The organism is Chitinophaga sp. CF118, from assembly GCF_900112615.1.
In the GTDB taxonomy this organism is placed as follows: domain Bacteria; phylum Bacteroidota; class Bacteroidia; order Chitinophagales; family Chitinophagaceae; genus Chitinophaga.
This window is the reverse complement of record NZ_FOMK01000001.1, coordinates 1,797,768-1,817,719: the sequence shown is the minus strand read 5'-3', so window position 1 is coordinate 1,817,719 and position 19,952 is coordinate 1,797,768. Positions and strand designations below refer to the sequence as shown.

Sequence of the window (19,952 nt, the reverse complement as noted above, 5' to 3'; positions counted from 1 at the left end):
ATATATAAAGGTAAGGTTATAAGATTGTTGAAAATCTTATAACCTCACCGGGAGTACCCTTTTTAACCTTTTATTAATATTTTCAGTGTAGCGATTACTCACCAATCAATGCCTGGTAAGCGGCTGCATCCAGCAATGTGTCCACATCTGCAGGATTGTTTACGGTCATTTTTACCATCCATCCTCCACCATAAGGTTCCTGGTTTACCAGTTCCGGAGAACCATCCAGGGCAGGATTAATTTCATTAATGGTACCTGCTACCGGTAAAAACAGATCAGAAACTGTTTTAACTGCTTCTACAGTACCAAATACTTCTTCTGCGTCTAATGCTTTTCCTACGGTATTAATATCTACAAATACGATATCTCCTAATTCACGTTGTGCGAATTCTGTAATACCAATGGTGGCTATGTTCCCTTCTAATAAAACCCATTCATGGTCTTTGGTGTAACGCAGATTTGACGGAAAATTCATGGCAAGTTTGATTTTGAGCGGTAAAAGTAAGGAAATTCCAAATTACAATCTGTGAGTTAGAAGAAAAGGAACCTGTGTATCAACCTTATTTTCATAGGAACATTGGTTAACGGACGATCGTTTTGATCTGTTTCCAATGCTGCTATCTTATCAATTACATCTATTCCTTTTATCACGTGACCGAAAATGGTATAATTCTGATCCAGTTGGGGTGTTCCTCCTTCTGTTTTGTAGAGATTACGCTGATCAACAGGGATTTTTCTACCCAGGCGGTTTTTCTCCAGTTTGTCAAGTTCTGCATCTGTCCACTTTTTACCTTGAACAATATAGAACTGGCATCCTGAACTGGCTTTGGCGGGATTATCATCCCTTGCGGCTGCCAGAACACCTTTTACATGAAACAGATCCAGCTGGAGTTCTGCCGGTACTGTATAGCCATTTTCTCCATTGCCCAGCATTGTCCCAGGTTGGGCATTTTTTGAGGTGGGGTCACCGCCCTGGATCATAAAAGTGTTGATTACACGGTGAAACAGGGTGCTATCATAAAAATGTGCTTTTACCAGTTTGATAAAGTTATCCCGATGCTGAGGAGTTTGGTCGTACAGGAGGATGACCATGGTGCCATAGGGCGTGATCAGCTTCACTTTACGGTGTTTAGCCATTGCAATGGTAGTGGTAAGCAGCAGGAGTAAAAGGAGTAAATGTTTTTTCATGAAGATTCTTTTACGGGGTTCTTTGTTAAAGTCCCTCAAGGTCATCAAAATAAGCGATGATATGTTCCTGCAAAAACCTTTCCTGCTCCATCATACCCATTTTGGGAACAGGTTGAGCTTCTTTGAAGTGTGGCCAGCCATCGGGATCATACCCTTCCCGTTCATAATAGCCACTCTGGCTTAATAATGTACAGGTAGCCACGTGCATGAGGTCCTGCTTTTGTTCTTTAGTGAATTTCTTTTTCAAATGGGCCAATTCCTGGATCCCTATTAAAAAGAGGATGGCCTCCATATTCGGTTTTTTACCAAAACGTTCAGTAAGCATATCCTCCAAACGCTTCCATTGCTGCGCGAATTCGTCCTGCATCTTGTGAAGATTTTTAGTTATGAGTTCCCTATCAAAGAGTTAGGAGAGCAAATGTACGTTATAAAAAAAGATGATATAAATGTGACAGGGCTTTATTAATTTGGACGGCTGTATAAATCTGGAATTTTAAGAAAAAGATTTATTGACGCAGATGTTTGATAGCCAGATAGTAACTTGTAAATTGTCATTCGTAATTGGATAATTAACAGCATTTTAACGGCAAAAAATGCCAAATAAGGCAGGATTTTACCGGGGGAATGTTTACTTTAGCTAACTTGAAAATAATATATAAGCATGGAGAATACATCGTCTGATATCCGTCAACTGAACGAAAAGATCCACCAGGCCAGCGCATTTGTTGATCTGTTGAACCTGGAATTAAGTAAGGTAATCGTAGGCCAGCGCTACATGGTAGACAGGCTTCTCATTGGCCTGCTGGCACAGGGCCACGTGCTCCTGGAAGGGGTGCCCGGTTTGGCTAAGACGTTATCTATCAAATCTTTATCATCTGCCATCGATGGTAAATTCAGCCGTATCCAGTTTACTCCGGATCTGCTTCCTGCAGACGTGGTGGGTACGATGATCTATAACCAGCAAAAGAATGAGTTTGTGGTACGCCGCGGTCCTATCTTCGCCAACTTTATTCTGGCGGATGAGATCAACCGTGCCCCGGCCAAAGTGCAGAGTGCCCTGCTGGAAGCTATGCAGGAAAGACAAATCACTATCGGAGATACTACTTTTAAACTGGACGATCCGTTCCTGGTACTGGCTACCCAGAACCCGATAGAACAGGAAGGTACCTATACCCTGCCTGAAGCCCAGGTAGACCGTTTTATGCTGAAAGTTGTAATCGGTTATCCTACAAAAGAGGAAGAACTGCACATCATTCGTCAGAACCTGAACCCGCAGAAAATGGAGAAGATCAATCCGGTTATCAAACCAGCGGATATTCTCGAAGCACGTAAGTTGGTAAGGGAAGTATATATGGACGAGAAAATCGAACGTTATATCCTTGATATCGTTTTTGCTACCCGTAATCCTGAGGATTATAAACTGCAGAAACTGAAACCATTGATTTCTTATGGTGGATCTCCAAGGGCAAGTATCAGTCTGGCATTGGCTGCTAAAGCACATGCTTTCATGAAACGTCGCGGATATGTAATACCAGAAGATATACGCAGCATCTGCTTTGATGTAATGCGTCATCGTGTGGGACTTACCTATGAAGCAGAGGCTGAAAACATCACCAGCGAAAACATCTTAAGTGAGATCCTGAACGCTGTAGAAGTACCATAGAGACATTATTTATCACTCATTTAACTATTACTGGTGGATACCGCAGAAATACTTAAAAAGGTACGGCAGATAGAGATCAAAACTAAGGGTCTCTCCAACCACATATTCTCTGGTGAATATCACAGTGCCTTCAAAGGTCGTGGTATGTCATTCAGTGAAGTGAGGGAATACCAGTTCGGGGATGATGTAAGAGATATTGACTGGAACGTAACGGCACGCTTCAACCATCCTTTTATAAAAGTATTTGAGGAGGAACGCGAACAAACGGTGATGCTGATGGTGGATGTGAGCGATAGCTCCATCTTTGGTACCGTAAAGCAGAACAAACGCAGCCTGATAACAGAACTGTGTGCCGTAATCGCTTTTTCTGCTATTACTAATAATGATAAAGTTGGGGTAATCTTTTTTAGCAACGGTGTAGAGAAATACATCCCACCTAAAAAAGGTAAATCACATATCCTGTTCATTATTCGTGAGTTGATTTCGTTTACACCTACACGTAAGGGTACTGATATCAGGGAAACACTCCGGTTTTTCAATAATGCTACCAAGAAGAAAGCGATCGTATTCCTGCTAAGTGACTTCCTGACAGGCAGTTACCAGGATGCATTGAATATTGCATCCAAGAAGCATGATATGGTGGGTGTACATATTTATGATCAGCGTGATAAAGAACTGCCTTCGGTGGGTTTGATCCAGATGAGTGATGCTGAAACAGGTACTCGCCAATGGGTAGATTCGTCTGATAAAGATGTGCAGCAATATTATGCCCGGCAGTTTCAGCAACATGTACAGTATTGCCGTACTTCATTTGCGAAAAGTGGTGCAGAGCTCATTAGTATACGCACGGATGAAGATTATGTAAAAGCATTACAGACCTTTTTCCTGAACAGGGTTTAGATTAAAGCTGAGCAAGTATTAACATGAGTAAACAGATTATTGTAAAAAGTATTTTTTTATTTGCATTGCTGGGATATGTTTTATCTCCTATATCATCACTGGCCCAGCAATCCAGTGTGCGCGTAGTTGCCAGCACTGATTCCGGCAGTATACGTATAGGCGAACAGGTAAAATTACGCTTGTCTGCTACTGTAGAACAACCGGGAGGATTAACAGTTGTATTTCCTCAGGTTCCGGATTCTTTCAGTCACTTTGAAGTGGTAAGCCGTTCAAAGCCCGATACTGCAGGAGATAATAATACGAAGATCTTCAGTCAGACAATTATACTTACAAGTTTTGATTCCGGTCATTGGGATATCCCTGCATTCAGATTTGATGTAGTGCAGAATGCCGGTGGCGGTACTGATTCTGCTTTCACCAGTACCTTGTGGGTAGATGTAAATACGGTTTCAGTAGATACTACCAAAGCTTTTAAGCCGATTAAATCAGTAAGAAGTGTAGGCTGGAATTTCTGGGATTACTGGTTGTACTTTGCCATAGGCATCAGCGTAGTTATTATCGGAATAGGTCTTTGGGTATATTTCAGGAGTAAGCCTAAGAAAGAGGTGGTGAAACCTGTAGTACCTCTTATTGCTCCTTACGATGCTGCATTACAACTACTACAGCAGTTAAGGGGCGAAAAGTTATGGCAACAGGGAGATGTTAAACAGTATTATACCCGGTTAACAGACATCCTGCGTGCTTATTTTGAGCAGCAATTTAACATTCCTGCGCTGGAACAAACCAGTGAAGAACTGTTACAGCATATTAAACCTGTTACAATATTGAACCAGCAACGTGACAAGCTACGTAGCCTGTTAACCGTTGCGGACCTGGCCAAGTTTGCGAAGTTGCATCCTACTCCGGATGAGCATGAAGCAGCTATGCAACAGGCTATTGAAATAGTGGAATGGACTAAACCGGCGGTAGAAAAAGCAGCCGGCAGTGTGGAAGCAGGAAAAGAAGAAATCAAGCAGCCTTAAGAAAAAGAGAAATTTAGATGGACTTTTCGATCTGGAAACATATTGAGTTTGCCTACCCGGCTTTTTTCGGGTTACTGTTACTGATACCGTTGATGATATACTGGTATATCTCAAAGCAACAGCGGAAACAGCCGGCTATGGAAATGTCTTCATTGCAGGGATTGAAAGGATTACCCGTTTCCTGGAAGGTACGGTTACGTCCTGTATTGCTTGCTTTACGGTTACTCGCTTTTGCAGCACTGGTAGTTGCACTGGCAAGACCACAAACCAGCAATACATCTGAGAGTATAGAAAGTGAAGGTATTGACATTGCACTGGCTATTGACATTTCAGGAAGTATGCTGGCAGAAGACCTGCATCCTAATCGCCTGGAAGCAGCAAAGAATGTAGCCATCGATTTTGTGGACCGCCGTATCAGTGACCGTATTGGTCTGGTTATCTTTTCCGGAGAGAGCTTTACTCAATGCCCTATTACTACAGATCATGGGGTACTTAAAAACCAGATCAACCTTGTGAAGAGCGGTATGTTACAGGATGGTACTGCCATCGGGATGGGACTGGCCACTTCGGTAGACCGTTTACGGAGCAGCAAAGCAAAAAGTAAGGTGATCATCCTGCTTACGGATGGTGTGAACAATACAGGACTGATAGATCCGCTGACAGCATTGGAAATAAGTAAAGCATTCAAGATAAGAGTATATACCATCGGTGTGGGTACTATTGGTAAAGCGCCTTTCCCTATGACCATGCCGGATGGCAGTATACAAATGCAAATGCAGGATGTGCAGCTGGATGAACCCCTGATGAAAAAGATTTCTTCTGAAACAGGAGGTAAGTATTTCAGGGCTACGAATAATAAAGACCTTGAAAATATTTATGCTGAAATTGATAAACTGGAAAGAACGAAGGTAGAGATCACTTCATATAAACGTTATGCAGAACATTTCTTCCCATTGGCGATGTTGGCGCTGGCCTTTATCCTGCTGGAAGTAGTGTTGAGGTATACCGCTTTCAGAAGTTTACCATAAGATATTTATAGTTTAAATAGATACTAAAAGGGGGCGCATGATCATCATGCGTCCCCTTTTAGTATCTGAAATCTGCTATGATATATTCTTATAGGAACAGGCCTTTCAGCATATAAGTATACAGGAATTCTGATACAATCATAGCTGGGATTACCACTATCTTTTTTCTCCCTACCTTTACACACATTTTAAAAAGAGAATTTGCAAGCAACTATATACAGATCAACCGGTAGCTGGTATACAGCAAAAACCGAAACCGGGGAAATATTCCAGGCCCGTATCAAGGGGCTTTTAAAAAGAGATGGAGATATCACGTCTACCAATCCTATTGCTGTGGGTGATATTGTAGAGATTGTGGTGGAAGAGGGCGATGCAAACGCCAAGAACGCTATGATCACGGAAATAGGAGCAAGACGTAACTATATTGTACGAAGTTCTCCTCACCGTAAAAACCAGAAACACATCGTAGCGTCTAACCTGGATCAGGCCATGCTGATCTGTACGCTGAAAGAACCGCGTACTTCCAACGGGTTCATGGACCGTTTCCTGGTAACGGCAGCGGCATATCACATTCCGGTGGTACTGGTGTTTAACAAGAAGGATATTTATAAAGAAAAGGAAATAGACAGGTTTGCAGAACTGGCAGCCGTATATGAAGATATCGGGTATACCGTATGCCTTGTTTCGGCTACTACAGGAGAAGGAGTGGATGAGTTGGCAGCTATGATGGAGAATAAAACAACTCTTATGTCCGGGCATTCCGGTGTGGGAAAGTCATCTCTGATCAACAGGCTGTTACCTGGCCTGGATCTTCGTACCACAGCGGTGAGCGGTTGGAGTGGTAAAGGATTGCATACAACTACTTATGCGGAAATGCAGGATCTTCCAAATGGCGGAAAGCTGATAGATACTCCCGGAGTTCGTGAGTTTGGAGTGGTAGATATCCCTAAAACGGAATTGTCGCATTATTTCCTTGAAATGCAGCCGTATCTAAATGATTGTCAATTCAATAACTGTTTGCATATCAACGAACCCGGCTGTGCTGTAAAAGCAGCTACTGAGGCAGGTGATATCAATATGGAGCGATATATCAGTTACGCTACCATATTGGAAACGATAGAAGAAACATCTTATTAATTCTTTCTTCTTGATTTCCCAGCCATTTCATCAAGTACTTTTTCTGCTCCCCAGTTCTGGCGAGGGGTAGGACAACCAGTTTTTCTTGCACGACAAGCGCCCATACCTGTTAATGCAACTACGAACAAGAGTAGTAATAATTTACGCATAGGGATTGATAATTAGAGAATTAAAATACTCTGCCATTCATCTGCCGGGAGGAAGACCTGTTCTGCTTTACATTTTTATTCGAGTAATAATTGCTGCTGGGGCAACCTTTTTGCTCAGAGGCACAGCTTACAGCAAGGATGCTGGCAGACACCATGAGTAATAGTAACTTCTTCATAGGGATAAGGATATATTTAAATGCAAGTTAATTAAAATATGTTACTCCTCCTTAAACCAGCCTGAGTACATCAGGTAATTGTTCGCTATACGGTCAATTTCCCCGTTGATCAGTGATTCATTAATGTTCTTTACCTTTTTTGCAGGTACGCCGGCATAAATAGCTCCTGCTTCTACCTGAGTATTTTCCAATACTACTGCACCTGCTGCAATAATGGTATTACTGCCTATATGTACATTATCCATTACAATGGCTCCCATTCCTATCAGCACATTATCTTCAACAGTACAACCGTGTACAATGGCATTATGACCAATGGATACATTGTTTCCAATGATTGTTTTCGTTTTCTGATAAGTACAGTGAATAACTGCACCATCCTGCACGTTCACTTTATTACCCATCCGGATGCTGTTCACATCTCCTCTTACTACTGCATTGAACCATATGCTACAGGAATCTCCCATCACAACATCACCTACGATAGTTGCATTAGGGGCAACGAAACAGTCGTTTCCCATTACTGGCAGAATTCCCTTTACTGGTAAGATGTACGGCATACATTTGTTTTGCAGCAAATGTAATACATCTATATAATACGCATCAGCACATCAATTTCGTATTTTTGCTACGTATGAATAACAGACAACTTTTCTTAAGGCATGTAGCACAATTATCAGACGCTCCTTTAGGATTGGAAATAGTAAAGGCTTCAGGAATGTATATGTGGGATGCTGATGGTAAACAGATTCTGGACCTGATTGCCGGTATTAGTGTATGTAATGTGGGACATTGTCATCCTGCTGTAGTAAAGGCTATTAAAGAACAGGCAGAGCAATATATGCACCTCCTGGTATACGGGGAGCTGGTACAATCTCCACAGGTAGCATTTGCTACCTTGCTTACACAACATCTTCCAGCATCATTGGACTGTGTATATTTTACCAATTCAGGTTCTGAAGCGGTGGAAGGTGCTATGAAAGTGGCTAAACGGTATACCGGTAAAACAGAGATTATCGCATTTAATAACAGCTATCACGGATCCACACAGGGGGCCATGAGTATTATGGGAGATGAATCATGGCGAAATGCTTACAGGCCCTTATTACCCGATATCCAACATCTGGAATACAACAACTTTGATGCTATTGAAAGCATTACCTCCCGGACTGCCTGTGTAGTGGCAGAAACGGTGCAGGCAGAAGCGGGTGTGCATTTACCACAAAAAGAATGGTTGCAGGCATTGAGGGCAAAGTGTACTTCTACTGGTACATTGCTGATCCTGGATGAGATTCAGTGTGGACTGGGGCGTAATGGTACCCTGTGGGCATTTGAGCAGTTTGGTATCATTCCGGATATCTTATTGCTGGGAAAGGCTTTGGGAGGAGGAATGCCTATGGGCGCTTTTATTGCTAACCGGGAAATTATGTGGACACTCACCAATAACCCCGTACTTGGACATATGACCACTTTTGGAGGGCATCCAGTGATCTGTGCGGCGGGTATGGCTGGTATGAAGGTACTGCTGGAAGGAGATCTGATTAATAATGTGAAAGCAAAAGAACAACTGTTTCTCAAATATCTGCAGCATCCGGCTATTAAAGAAGTACGTTCACTGGGATTGATGATAGCGGTAGAAATGGAGAGTTTTGCTGTGAATAAGAAAGTAATAGATTATTGTATTGATAAAGGTATGCTTACTGACTGGTTCCTGTTTGCACCTGAATGTTTACGTATTGCACCACCGTTAATTATTACTGAAGCAGAAATAAAGCAGGCGTGTGATCTGATTCTGGAAGCTATTTCAAATGTTTAGGGATAAACTCAATTCTTTGAAAAGAACAAACCTGGAACTTTAATCACAAAATCTCAAAACCCTTAAAGATTCGAAGCTATAGATACTCATTTTAAAAGTAGAGTAGTAAACATTTATTAGTCTGCTAATAATATACAATAGACAGTAAAGGAAAAGAGTCTGTATTCATAGCGGCTCTTTTCAGAACTGTAACCTGAAGCTGCTCAATACGCCAAACCGGAACTGGTAATTTCTTCAGATTGAGATTCATGTTTTTGTTGCCCGGAGAGAGACTTCCTGCCAATCCTTTGGCCAAGGCCAACAATTGAGTAATAAATTTATTTTGTAGAATAAGTAAAAACACTAACTTTGATTTACAAAGTACTTTAAGTATGACTGAACAGCAACACCTGGAAACGTTAAGCGATATCAAACGTATGATGGAACGCAGCAGCCGTTTTATCTCCCTTAGTGGTTTGAGCGGGATCTTTGCCGGTGTTGCCGCATTAACCGGTGCATGGATCTCCTACAACTGGTTGCATAATTACTATATAGACTGGAATACAACCGGACGTTTTGATGTGGAAGGGTTTAACTTATTGCGGATCAAGCTGATTGTACTAGGATTCTCCGTTATGGTACTTGCGTTGGTTGGGGGTATTTATTTTACCTGGCGTCGTGCGAAACGTAACCATCTGCCCATATGGGATGTAACTTCTCGTAACGTATTAATCAATGCACTGATTCCAATGTGTGCGGGAGGCGCTTTCATTGCCGGCCTGCTGTATAATAATCTGGAAGTAATGGTAGCACCGGCTTGCCTGGTGTTTTATGGTCTTGCATTGGTGAATGCAAGTAAATATACTTTATCAGACATTCGTTACCTTGGTATAGCGGAAATCATACTGGGTATCCTGAATCTTTTTTATCTGCGCAAGGGACTTGTTTTCTGGGCAGTAGGTTTTGGCGTATTGCATATTTTTTATGGTGCAATCATGTGGTGGAAGTATGAAAGACAATCATTGGCATCAGCGTAAACAATTGAAAAAGTAAAGCAGAGCTTGTGAACAATCCCATAGGAAACTTAAATAAAATATTTGACAGCCGGATCCGGTTGGGTGTAATGAGCATTCTGATGGTGAATGAAGAAATCAGTTTTAATGATTTAAAGCAGATGCTTGAAGTAACTGACGGGAACCTGGCTTCTCACCTCAATACTCTGGAAGAAAACGGATACCTGAAAGTTCATAAAGGATTTGTTGGCCGTAAAACCAATACCACCTATTCTATTACCAAAGCTGGTGAGAAAGCGTTTAAAGGCCACCTGGCAGCGCTCGAAAACATGATCCGTTCAATAGAGTAATTTTTTTTGTCCCTGTACTTTGAAATTCAAAGCACTTTTAAATGATAAACATAGAAACAACTAACCGCAACAAAAACATGGAAGAACAATCATCTTTTTCACAGAAACCTGCATCAGATACCGATAATAAACCATTTTTCAAACGTTATGCATACGGTATCAAAGCGATCTTAATTGGCATACTTGTACTGCTGCTGCTAATTCCTACTGCCATGATTATGAGCATAATCTCTGAGCGGGAACGGCGGCAATCTGAGGCTACCGGGGAAGTAAGTGCAAAATGGGGAGATGCACAAACCATTACCGGACCTGTAATTGTTATCCCTTATGTAACAAAACCAGGCGAAACATCCATTGCTTTGTTCCTTCCTGATAAGCTAAAAATTAACGGGGAACTACTTCCGGAAATCCGCAAACGTGGTATTTATCAGGTGGCAGTTTACAGTTCTCACCTGCAGATAAATGGTTCATTCTCTGCACTGGATGTTGCCGGCCTGAATATTCCAAGGGAAAACCTGTTATTGAAAGATGCTTACCTGGCTGTGGGAGTAACTGATATGCGGGGTATTGGTAACCAGGCGCAGGTACAATGGAACGGGCAAACACTTATTTTCAATCCGGGTGTTACTAATGTACTTTTACCAAGTGGTATGCAAACGAAAATACCGCTGGCATTTGAGAACGACAGTTTAAACGGGGGCACGTTCTCAATTAATCTGGACTTGAGGGGCTCCGGTGAGGTTTCCTTCTCTCCGGTAGGTAAATCTACTGTTGTAGAACTTAATTCAAACTGGACACATCCCAGTTTTGATGGAGCTTTCCTACCCAACCAGCACAACGTACACAAAAAAGGATTTGCTGCTTCCTGGCAGGTGTCTCATCTGAACCGTAATTTTCCCCAGAGCTGGACAGATAAGAAATATGACCTGCATACTGCTGATTTTGGTGTGAAATTATTTATGCCGGTAGATGGATACCAGCAATCTACCCGTGCTGTGAAATATGCTATTCTTATTATCGGTCTTACTTTCCTTGTATTCTACTTTATTGAGCTGTTAAAACATTACACTGTTCATCCATTACAATATATACTGATTGGGCTGGCTCTGTGTATTTTTTATACCCTGCTGATTGCCCTGGCAGAACAATTGAATTTTAGCATTGCTTATTGCATCTCTGCATTGTTAACATTGGGTCTTGTTACGATTTATACGGCTAGCGTGTTCCGTAGTTATCGCACCGGTGCTGGCATAGGTGGTATCCTGCTAATCCTGTATGGCTTTATTTATGTGATTATCAGATCTGAAGATCAGGCATTGTTGATGGGTAGTCTTGGTTTGTTTATAATACTGGCAGTTGTTATGTACTTTAGTCGTAAGATTAAGTGGGGAGAATTGTAGTTTATAAATGTAATGATCATGAATTACCTGCAGCAACGATTGAAGAGTTTCAAGTTTGCAATTGATGGCATTATTGCTTTTCTTCGAAGTGAACCACATGCCCGTATTCATGCGGCAGCTACCGTGGTGGTGGTGGCTGCCGGCTGCTGGTGTAAATTATCAGGAGCTCAGTGGATAGCAGTGTTGCTGGTTACAGGACTTGTTTGGATTACAGAGATGTTGAACACCGTGATAGAAAAGATCATGGATCATGTATCGCCGGAATATCATCCTCAGGTAAAATGGATCAAGGATGTAGCAGCAGGTGCTGTATTAGTAGCTGCATTGATTGCCCTGATTACAGGATGTATCATATTTATCCCCTTGCTGAAAGGATGAAGATGGAAGCAGGTGTAGCTTAAAAGAAACATAATGTTCACCAGGGCCCCAAAAAAGAAGAGGCTGTATCGTATTGATACAGCCTCTTCTTTTTTTATCTTTTTTGTTTAGAAGTCTACTCCCATTCCGAAGTACCAGATTGGTTTACCACGGAAGAAACCTACCGCAGGCCAGCCAGCATCTACACGCATGAAGTAACCTGCGAGTGTGGTGCGGGCACCAAAACCATACCCCCCTACAAACGGCCCAAGGAATCCTTCTTTTATTTTCACGGTTACTGTACCATCACTGCCGGTGTAATAACTATAGTTCGCATCTTTAAAACTCAGTTTCTGATTCCATGCAGTACCTATGTCTATAAAAGATGTAAGCTGGAAGTTCCGGATAATGGAAGAGTTAATTGGTCTGTCCATGAAAGTGGCAAATACGGGTAAACGTAATTCAGTATTTAATACCATTACATTGTTACCATTCTTTGCATTCTGTTTGTAACCACGTAAAGGAGTTGACAATGTCTGGAATGCATAACTCTCATTCAGATTTATTGGCGTATTGGTATTGATCTTAGGATTCAGCCAGTTGTCAACACCGCCCAGGTAATAAATTAATTTCTGTGTGCCCCAGGAGAGATCTGCAGAGAAACGGGTAGCCCATATAAAGTTGCGGAAAATAGATTCGTAGTGGCGTATATCTATTCCCATATTATATGTGAACTTCCCTTTAGCCGCAGATGTGCCCAATAACTCATTCATATTACCATCGATCTGCGAATTCATATCACCATATATTTTATAGCGGGTGCCATGCCAGATATTAACAGCTGGATTTATTGTATTGTCATATACATATTCCAACCGGAGTAAAGCATATGTATCATGGAAGTCCGGTGCCTTTAACGTTGTTTCCTCTACAGAAGAGAAGATATACTTATCGTTACGGAGTCCTACCTGCAAACGAAGACTTCTGGCTTCGTCAAATGGATAACGAACATCCAGTTGATAGAGGTTCGTCCTTAGTTTAGTGGGTAAACTAAAGAGTACGTTACCATTTTCATCTGTTCCCAGATAGGAGTTTTTATTTGCTTTACGGTAGTAAGTGAATTTATAATCAAACCGCCTTTTCAGATAAGAGAATGAAAAGAAATACTCCGTACCATCCAAAGAAGAAGGTACCCGGAATCCTCCGGTAAATTTATAATCTTCCATCAGATCACTGATACCAATACGGATCATACCATTCAGCGGGTCCGACAATTGTATCGGGCTTGTTGGCCTTCCTGTAAACGGCTGGTAGCGGTTAATCAATACGGAGTTATCCAGTTGAAGAACAAGATAGTCGGACGAGAACTTCAATTTATAAGGCAGCAGTTTTGCTGATTTAAGAACCGGTTGGAACAATGGTATCTGTGTAGCGGTACCTGCAGCGTTGCTTGTACTATCAACAGGTTCACTGCCAAATTCACTCTGGAAGAAATCTGCTTTCTTCGCAGTATCTGCTTTAGGTTTGGAGTGATAAGTTGGTAATCCCAAACGGATGCTGTCCTCATGCATCTCGCGTGCTCTGAAGGTAGTAGGACGGGAATTGACATTACGTTTACGCAGTGCAACAGTATCTACTTTCAGTTTGAAAAGACGTTTAAAACCAAATTGCTGGATTACCTGTGATACCTCACTCTGGTCACCGGCTCCTCTTGATTCCTTAATACCATATTGATAGTTGGTAAGCGGGAATGTGTAAGTAGAATCCTTGGTAATGGATACCGCCATTACTGAATCAGGTTCGGTTGCACCATAATCTGCCAGGGCAGAATCCAGCTCAGTTTTCTCAGGATTATGCAGTATTTCAGATCCTACAAAGAAGAGAGAATCCACCCCCGCTCTTTCTGTTTTAAAGAAACCTGCATAACGGTTACGGATACCGTTAACGTCACTTACAAAGGTGAAGTGTGAATTATTATATTGTAATGGCGAACGTGCATCACCATATTTCATATCGGTCAACTGTGAAACCTGTTTATCTGCGCTCTTATTCCAGTTGTCTATCAGGAATACATTATAATGTCCCCCAGGCAGTACGGTATCACTTCCTTTAGCGGTAGGTGATGGCCTGTTGGAAGAGTAGATGATTCCGCTTTTGCCAGGGAAGGCAACGAAAGAGGGATCCAGATCGTCGTATACATCATTGGTGATCTGATCTACTTTATTGTTTGTGATGCTGTAAGTATAAATATCAGTATGTCCGTTTCTTACAGCAGACAGCAGCAGAGAATTATCAAACTCAAAGAAGTATTTCATATCTATTACCCTGTCGAACTTATTAAGGTCCTGACGGAGGGTCGTTTTTGATATGAGATCGTAGATCATGAGTTTTGTCTTGCCTTCGTGTTCGTAGATGATAGCAAGTCGGTTACCTTTCTGATTCCATGCCAGCAGAGGATAGTTCGGGTCCAGCTGACTTTCCTGCATCCTTACACCACTACGGAGTAATACCTTTGGCTTGTTATCAGCTACCTGGATTTGTACTCTGTAAACACCTTTGGTAAATTCTACAACTGCATAGTTATTACCTTTTGGATTTGCCTGGAAACGATAGAAGTTGGACTTCTTTATTTCACGTGCTACTACAGTACGGCCACGGGTAACCTGTTTACGTTTGCGGTTATCATCCTGGTAACGTTTAGTATTGTATACCATGAAATCCTTCAATGTATTTTTAGGTTTCTGGCTCAATACCTGTTCAAATCCTTTTTTCAGTCCGCGGTTAATGCGGGAAATATACATGAGGTAAGGCACTGCGTCCTTTCCGTATTTACTTTCTATATAATACCAGAAGGCGTGTCCGGCCAGGAGTGGTTTTTCATAAGCCAGGAAATTAAAAGAGGTATATCTGCCAGACTGCAGGGCATCTTTCAGTTCATCATCCAGTGTGGCGTTCCAGTTTTCTGCTGCATAGGCAATAAAGCCATCCGTGAACCATTTTGGGAAATCTATTAATACGGCGTTTCCTGCAAACTCCCCGATATCTTCTCCGAAAATCAGGCTTTCGAGCATTACGCGGGCAATACCCTGGCGGATCTGTTGCCGCAGATGTTCGTGATCACCATCAAAATATACCAATAACTTATTCCCCACCAGCTTGGTAACGCCGCCGGTATTCTGCCAATCGATGCCAATACCAATATTGGATTGCTTCATTTCACCGAAGCTGTTATAGACCACAATATTTACCTTCTGCCGGAATGTGAATTCCATGAACTGTTCTAGTTGGGGTAGTTCCTTTTCTGCAACCTGTGCCACGTACTTACCGAGCTCTAACCCATTCTGGCTGAAATAAGTATTAAAATGGCTGGTTTGATAATAACGCCATTTAAAGTTCTTATGCTGTATGCGGTTCTGTCCAAATTCCACGGAGTTGGTCTGCGCCTGGGAAAGATACGAGCCAAGTAATAGGGTACCGGTAAATAATAACCTGGTAATAAGTCGGTTCATACAGAAAGTATTGATAATATTGCGTTCTTAATTAAAATTAGCAAAAATCGGTAACAATGCTTGAAATACAATGTTTGACCTTTAATCCATTTCAGGAAAATACCTATTTAGTCATTAACGAAAAAAAGGATTGTATAATTATAGATCCGGGCTGTTATTTTGAAGAAGAACGAAAAGAATTACTAACATATATCGAAAAAGAAGGGTTAAATGTTACCCGTCTGCTAAATACTCATTGCCACCTGGATCATATTTTTGGTAACCGGCTGGTTGCAAAAACATATGGAGTAGGGCTGGAAATGCATATTTTAGATAAAATTGTATTGGATCGTTCTCCTGAAATTGGTAAAATGTATAATGTTCCGTTTGAACCATCCCCAGAGCCAATCCGTTATCTGGAAGCCGGTGAAAAGATAAAATTGGGTGATGATGAACTGGAAGTGTTGTTAACGCCAGGACATTCACCCGGAAGTGTTTGTTTCTATTGTGCCGGCCAGCAGCTTCTTATTGGTGGCGATGTACTGTTTTACCAGAGTATCGGTCGTACAGACTTGCCCGGTGGCAGCCATCAGACATTAATTAACAGCATACGGGAAAAATTGTTCGTACTACCGGATGAAGTTATCGTATATCCCGGCCATGGGCAATCAACGACCATAGGATTTGAGAAAAAGAATAATCCGTTTTTGCACTAGATCCAGTTCTTACCAGATCCTTTGGATATTAAAATCATCAGTTACCCATATTTTACCCTTGGCCCAGCCCATGTTAGACTTGCGTTTTTCAGCCGCTTTGATGTTTGTTGAACCTGCTTGATATTTACTTATGAGGAAGTTGACAAAATCTTCAACTTCCTGCTGCTTATCAAGGGGTAACTGATTTATTTTTTCAATAAAATTATTATTCATTAAAAGCACCTTTTCGAATTTACTTAAATCCAGCTTACAAACTTTCCTATAAACGGTAAACGGGCAAATTCTTTCTTCTCCATTTTCAGCATAAACCAGATGTAGGCTCCGAAAAACAGGGTGGCAACTATCAGCGAAAGTGGTTTCAATGCATAGATATCATTCGGCGAAATCAGTTTCCGGTTCAGGAAATCAAAGCAGTAGTAAGTGAGCACTGCCGTGATAATGTAGGTGATGATCCTTGGGAGGTGGTAAGGGACAGGATAATATTTTTGTCCCAGTGCATAACATATTGACATCTGGATAAAGTAACATACCATCGTTGCCAGTGCAGCACCAAAGTAGCCCATCCTGGGAATCCACCACCAGTTCAGCAAAAAGGCCATTACAGCAGTGATGATGGTAATGATAGCACCCATACGGGTACGGTCTGTGAGTTTGAACCAGATTGTCAGGTTATAATAAATTCCTAAGAACATATTGGCCAGCAAGAGGACCGGTACGATCTTCATGCCCGGATAGTATACGGGTCTGCGCAGGAAAATTTTCCACACATTCAGGTAAAGACTTACAAACAGGAACATCAAGCAAAGCAGCACCACAAACAGCTTCATAATACGGGCATACACTTTCTGAGGATTCACCCCTTCTGCCTGTTTAAAGAAAAAGGGCTCTGCCCCTAACTTAAAAGCCTGTATGAACATGGTGATCAGAATTGCCAGTTTATAGTTAGCGGCATAAATACCGATCAGTTGTTTTTTTACCTCCATATTATTCCCTGGTAGGAACTGCGGGAGGAACCATGCACGGTCAAAGGTTTCGTTCACCATACCTGCCATACCAAAGATGATTAACGGAAGTCCGTAATTCATCATCTGCTTCCATATTTTACTGTCAAAGTTCCATTTGATATGTAGTAACTGTGGTAGGAAGAGTAAGAATGTGACCCCGCTTCCCAGCATATTGCTCAGGTAAATATAGCCCACCTGATCGTCTGCATTCACTGCCGGAAACCAGCTGTATCCTGCGGCATGCAGTTTAGGAACCAGTACCAGGAAAAAGACATTAAAGCCGACGGTTGCAAAAATACCGGCAAGCCGGATGAATGCATAACGCATTGGTTTGTTTTCCAGTCTTAGCTGGGCAAAGGGAACGGCTGTCAGGGCATCAAATGCCATGAACATAATAATAGAAGTATAAAAACCGGGATGTCCTTTCAATCCTCCGAGGTCTCCCAGGTAGGAATTGATAATAGGCCCCCGCAGGAATAAAAGTAATATGCTGATAATAATAGTGGTAACAAGCAGCGAAATAGTAGAAGTGCTGAGTACTGACTGGCTGTTTTCCTTTTTGGCAAAGCGGAAGAAAGCCGTTTCCATGCCATAAGTGAGCAGGATGCTCATAAAGGGCACGTAGGAATATACGGTAGACATCTCTCCATAAGCCGCCTGCGTCATCAATTCCAGGTAAAGGGGGGTTAAAAAGTAGCTAAGCAGTTTACTTGCTATGTTACTAAAACCGTAGTATACCGTCTGACCTGCTAATGATTTAATACTCAATTCCCTGATTTTTAACCAAAATTAATTATTCCAGCCCTTTCCTGCGGCCTTGTTTTTTCTCAGACAGCTGCTTTTTAAATTGAAGTCGTTTTTCTTTAACTGCTTTTGATGGCCTGGTGGCAATACGCTTCCTTGGTTTTATCAGTGCCTTATGCACAAGATCGTTCATTTTTTTTACTACCAGTTGCTTATTGCCCAGCTGGGTACGCTCTTCCTGAGATCTTACCTGCAAAAGACCTTCTGAATTTATACGGTTTGCAAGTTTTTCCTGTACCAGGATTTTTTGTTCGGCAGTCAATAATGCAGATGCCTCCACATTAAAATAACCTTCTACCATCGTTTCCACCTTGTTCACGTTCTGCCCCCCGCTACCGCCACTGCGGGCGGTTTTGAAACTAATTTCCGGGGAAAGATCTATACTCATTATATTAACTTTTCCTTATGATTGATTATCGTAATTTAATAAAGGTAAATTATTCGCTACATTCTATAAACCCTTTGGCTATGACATTCTTTACACCTATACAGTTACGCGCACTAAAAACCAGCCTGATATTAGCCATTTTTACCTGGGGACTTACTTTACTTAAATTACCGGACTACCTCGATCTGCCAATTAAACTGGCTGGATTAACGGGCTTTCTGACATGGGAATTTATAATAGCGAAGAGATGGAAAGATACTGCTATTATGGCTATTGTGATTATCCTCTCCTTTGGAATACAATATTTAATGGATGTCTATTTACCGGGAAAAGGCACGGATAGCTGGGCATTGCTTGCACATCTGAATGTTTTTACAGCTTATCTGCTGGCAATCATCACCCGGTTCCACCTGATGGGAACTGATAATAAGATCAGTGCGGGTGTGCTTGCTGCTCTCATCTTTTATTTTCTGCCTAAAACAGGAAACCCTTTCAGCAGTGGCTTCTTATTCACTGGTAGCCTTATTCCTGCTGGTAAGGAGCTCTTTCTCCTTATTTCTTCTTTGCTCCTGTTGTGGTTTAAAATGATCTGTTATTATGTGATCGTTTTCCTGGTAGAGAATGGTTTTAAATGGCGCACCTTTTTTGGAAAACTCCCTTCCAAAATCCAGGTGTTCAATAAATGGGAATACCTGTTTATGTGGATGGCCAGTTATTTTGCCTACATGGGTTGCATCGGAGATCTGAGCACACGTGTAACCGTGTTGTTTGATGCGGAGAGAATGCCAGGGGAGCCTACATGGTTGAACCTTCTGTTTATGCTGGCTACTATCTTCTTTCTTTATGCAGGAGCCCAGCTGTTACGTAATATCATTACCGGCAGAGCGCTTACAATAGGGAAGTACAGTCCCTGGATGTTATTACTGCATCTGGTTCCCGGTGTGAATATTATCGCAGTAGTGATCTGTTTTTTTTCCGGTGAGAAACATGAAATATTTTTTGATAATGCGGTTGATTATTTCAGTGTAAAAAGAAATTATGCAAAGAAAGCGATGATTGCCATTGGCATCATTATCACCGCCTATAATATCTATAATATGCTGGTGGTGCCTACCGGCCTGAGATTATTAGCTATAGGTGTGCTGGCTTGTTTGTACTTATTGAAGATAGGGGCGTATGTAAAGTTGCCCTCAGGTAAATCATTTGTGTACATCGTAGTTGGATTAAATATTATCACAATCGCTTATTCCATCAATGAACACTTTATTATTTATCTTTCACTTATTTATCTGTATTATTATTTTCTGTTAGAGTTATTTTATCCTGAACTGGATATGGAGGACATGATACAGTTAAAAGAAAATCAAGCATAAA

21 protein-coding genes and 1 pseudogene are annotated in these 19,952 nt (G+C 41.6%); 12 read left to right on the top strand and 10 right to left on the bottom strand.

The features are described from left to right. Positions 1-94: 94 nt before the first annotated feature. From gcvH to BM176_RS07120, 3 genes are read right to left on the bottom strand one after another with little or no spacing between them, the layout of a single operon-like run. Positions 95-475, bottom strand: coding sequence for a glycine cleavage system protein GcvH (gene gcvH, locus BM176_RS07130; RefSeq protein WP_090101015.1), 381 nt, complete (start codon positions 473-475; stop codon positions 95-97). A 56-nt stretch (positions 476-531) separates the two neighbouring features. After that, positions 532-1,188: a peptidylprolyl isomerase gene (locus BM176_RS07125; RefSeq protein WP_090101730.1), complete on the bottom strand. Its 657-nt coding sequence runs from the start codon at positions 1,186-1,188 to the stop codon at positions 532-534. Positions 1,189-1,213: 25 nt separating this feature from the next. Beyond that, entirely contained in the window at positions 1,214-1,555 is a 342-nt protein-coding gene (locus BM176_RS07120) for a hypothetical protein (protein ID WP_090101013.1), read from the bottom strand. A 294-nt stretch (positions 1,556-1,849) separates the two neighbouring features. Between BM176_RS07120 and BM176_RS07115 the strand changes: the two genes are divergently transcribed. From BM176_RS07115 to rsgA, 5 genes are all read left to right on the top strand, one after another. Beyond that, positions 1,850-2,851: an AAA family ATPase gene (locus BM176_RS07115; RefSeq protein WP_090101011.1), complete on the top strand. Its 1,002-nt coding sequence runs from the start codon at positions 1,850-1,852 to the stop codon at positions 2,849-2,851. A 33-nt stretch (positions 2,852-2,884) separates the two neighbouring features. Beyond that, a complete protein-coding gene (locus BM176_RS07110) occupies positions 2,885-3,751 on the top strand; it encodes a DUF58 domain-containing protein (protein ID WP_090101009.1) in 867 nt (288 codons plus the stop codon). Positions 3,752-3,774: 23 nt separating this feature from the next. Then, positions 3,775-4,773 carry a hypothetical protein gene (locus BM176_RS07105; protein ID WP_090101007.1) on the top strand — a complete coding sequence of 333 codons (999 nt, stop codon included), beginning with the start codon at positions 3,775-3,777 and terminating at the stop codon, positions 4,771-4,773. 17 nt (positions 4,774-4,790) lie between these two features. Further along, positions 4,791-5,801, top strand: a complete 1,011-nt coding sequence (locus BM176_RS07100) for a vWA domain-containing protein (RefSeq protein ID WP_090101006.1) — start codon at positions 4,791-4,793, stop codon at positions 5,799-5,801. Between the two features lie 201 nt (positions 5,802-6,002). After that, positions 6,003-6,938, top strand: a complete 936-nt coding sequence (gene rsgA, locus BM176_RS07095) for a ribosome small subunit-dependent GTPase A (protein ID WP_090101004.1) — start codon at positions 6,003-6,005, stop codon at positions 6,936-6,938. Here rsgA and BM176_RS32405 read toward each other — a convergent pair. From BM176_RS32405 to BM176_RS07090, 3 genes are read right to left on the bottom strand one after another with little or no spacing between them, the layout of a single operon-like run. After that, positions 6,935-7,087 (bottom strand): hypothetical protein, encoded by a 153-nt coding sequence (locus BM176_RS32405; RefSeq protein ID WP_177230320.1) that lies wholly within the window; start codon positions 7,085-7,087, stop codon positions 6,935-6,937. The two genes, rsgA and BM176_RS32405, sit on opposite strands and share 4 nt — an antisense overlap. Before the next feature lie 20 nt (positions 7,088-7,107). Continuing rightward, on the bottom strand, positions 7,108-7,263 hold the full coding sequence (locus BM176_RS32400) for a hypothetical protein (protein ID WP_177230319.1): 156 nt from the start codon (positions 7,261-7,263) through the stop codon (positions 7,108-7,110). A gap of 41 nt (positions 7,264-7,304) precedes the next feature. Then, complete coding sequence (locus tag BM176_RS07090) at positions 7,305-7,823, bottom strand: gamma carbonic anhydrase family protein (RefSeq protein ID WP_090101002.1); 519 nt, start codon at positions 7,821-7,823, stop codon at positions 7,305-7,307. Between the two features lie 74 nt (positions 7,824-7,897). On the opposite strand from BM176_RS07090, the gene BM176_RS07085 reads away from it, so the two are divergent. From BM176_RS07085 to BM176_RS07065, 5 genes are all read left to right on the top strand, one after another. Continuing rightward, on the top strand, positions 7,898-9,079 hold the full coding sequence (locus BM176_RS07085; RefSeq protein ID WP_090101001.1) for an aspartate aminotransferase family protein: 1,182 nt from the start codon (positions 7,898-7,900) through the stop codon (positions 9,077-9,079). 371 nt (positions 9,080-9,450) lie between these two features. Then, the gene (locus BM176_RS07080) at positions 9,451-10,095 is read left to right on the top strand and encodes a hypothetical protein (protein ID WP_090100999.1); all 645 of its coding nucleotides are present in this window, start codon (positions 9,451-9,453) and stop codon (positions 10,093-10,095) included. 26 nt (positions 10,096-10,121) lie between these two features. Then, positions 10,122-10,421, top strand: a complete 300-nt coding sequence (locus tag BM176_RS07075) for a winged helix-turn-helix domain-containing protein (protein ID WP_090100996.1) — start codon at positions 10,122-10,124, stop codon at positions 10,419-10,421. A gap of 41 nt (positions 10,422-10,462) precedes the next feature. Next, entirely contained in the window at positions 10,463-11,821 is a 1,359-nt protein-coding gene (gene creD, locus BM176_RS07070) for a cell envelope integrity protein CreD (protein WP_255373455.1), read from the top strand. A gap of 18 nt (positions 11,822-11,839) precedes the next feature. Then, positions 11,840-12,199: a diacylglycerol kinase family protein gene (locus BM176_RS07065; protein WP_255373454.1), complete on the top strand. Its 360-nt coding sequence runs from the start codon at positions 11,840-11,842 to the stop codon at positions 12,197-12,199. 107 nt (positions 12,200-12,306) lie between these two features. On the opposite strand, the gene BM176_RS07060 is transcribed toward BM176_RS07065, so the two are convergent. Continuing rightward, positions 12,307-15,687, bottom strand: coding sequence for a TolB-like translocation protein (locus BM176_RS07060; protein ID WP_090100992.1), 3,381 nt, complete (start codon positions 15,685-15,687; stop codon positions 12,307-12,309). A 56-nt stretch (positions 15,688-15,743) separates the two neighbouring features. Here BM176_RS07060 and BM176_RS07055 point away from each other — a divergent pair, with 56 nt between their 5' ends. Continuing rightward, entirely contained in the window at positions 15,744-16,382 is a 639-nt protein-coding gene (locus BM176_RS07055; protein ID WP_090100990.1) for an MBL fold metallo-hydrolase, read from the top strand. Positions 16,383-16,391: 9 nt separating this feature from the next. Here the strand turns inward: BM176_RS07055 and BM176_RS07050 are convergent, their stop codons facing one another. From BM176_RS07050 to arfB, 3 genes and pseudogenes are all read right to left on the bottom strand, one after another. Further along, the gene (locus BM176_RS07050) at positions 16,392-16,595 is read right to left on the bottom strand and encodes a DUF2281 domain-containing protein (protein ID WP_090100988.1); all 204 of its coding nucleotides are present in this window, start codon (positions 16,593-16,595) and stop codon (positions 16,392-16,394) included. A gap of 23 nt (positions 16,596-16,618) precedes the next feature. Continuing rightward, on the bottom strand, positions 16,619-18,154 hold the full coding sequence (locus BM176_RS07045; protein ID WP_090100986.1) for a lipopolysaccharide biosynthesis protein: 1,536 nt from the start codon (positions 18,152-18,154) through the stop codon (positions 16,619-16,621). A 25-nt stretch (positions 18,155-18,179) separates the two neighbouring features. Next, positions 18,180-18,578, bottom strand: a pseudogene (gene arfB, locus BM176_RS07040) (alternative ribosome rescue aminoacyl-tRNA hydrolase ArfB); the annotation flags it as partial. 80 nt (positions 18,579-18,658) lie between these two features. On the opposite strand from arfB, the gene BM176_RS07035 reads away from it, so the two are divergent. Further along, on the top strand, positions 18,659-19,951 hold the full coding sequence (locus tag BM176_RS07035) for a hypothetical protein (RefSeq protein WP_090100982.1): 1,293 nt from the start codon (positions 18,659-18,661) through the stop codon (positions 19,949-19,951). The last annotated feature ends 1 nt before the right edge of the window (position 19,952 follow it).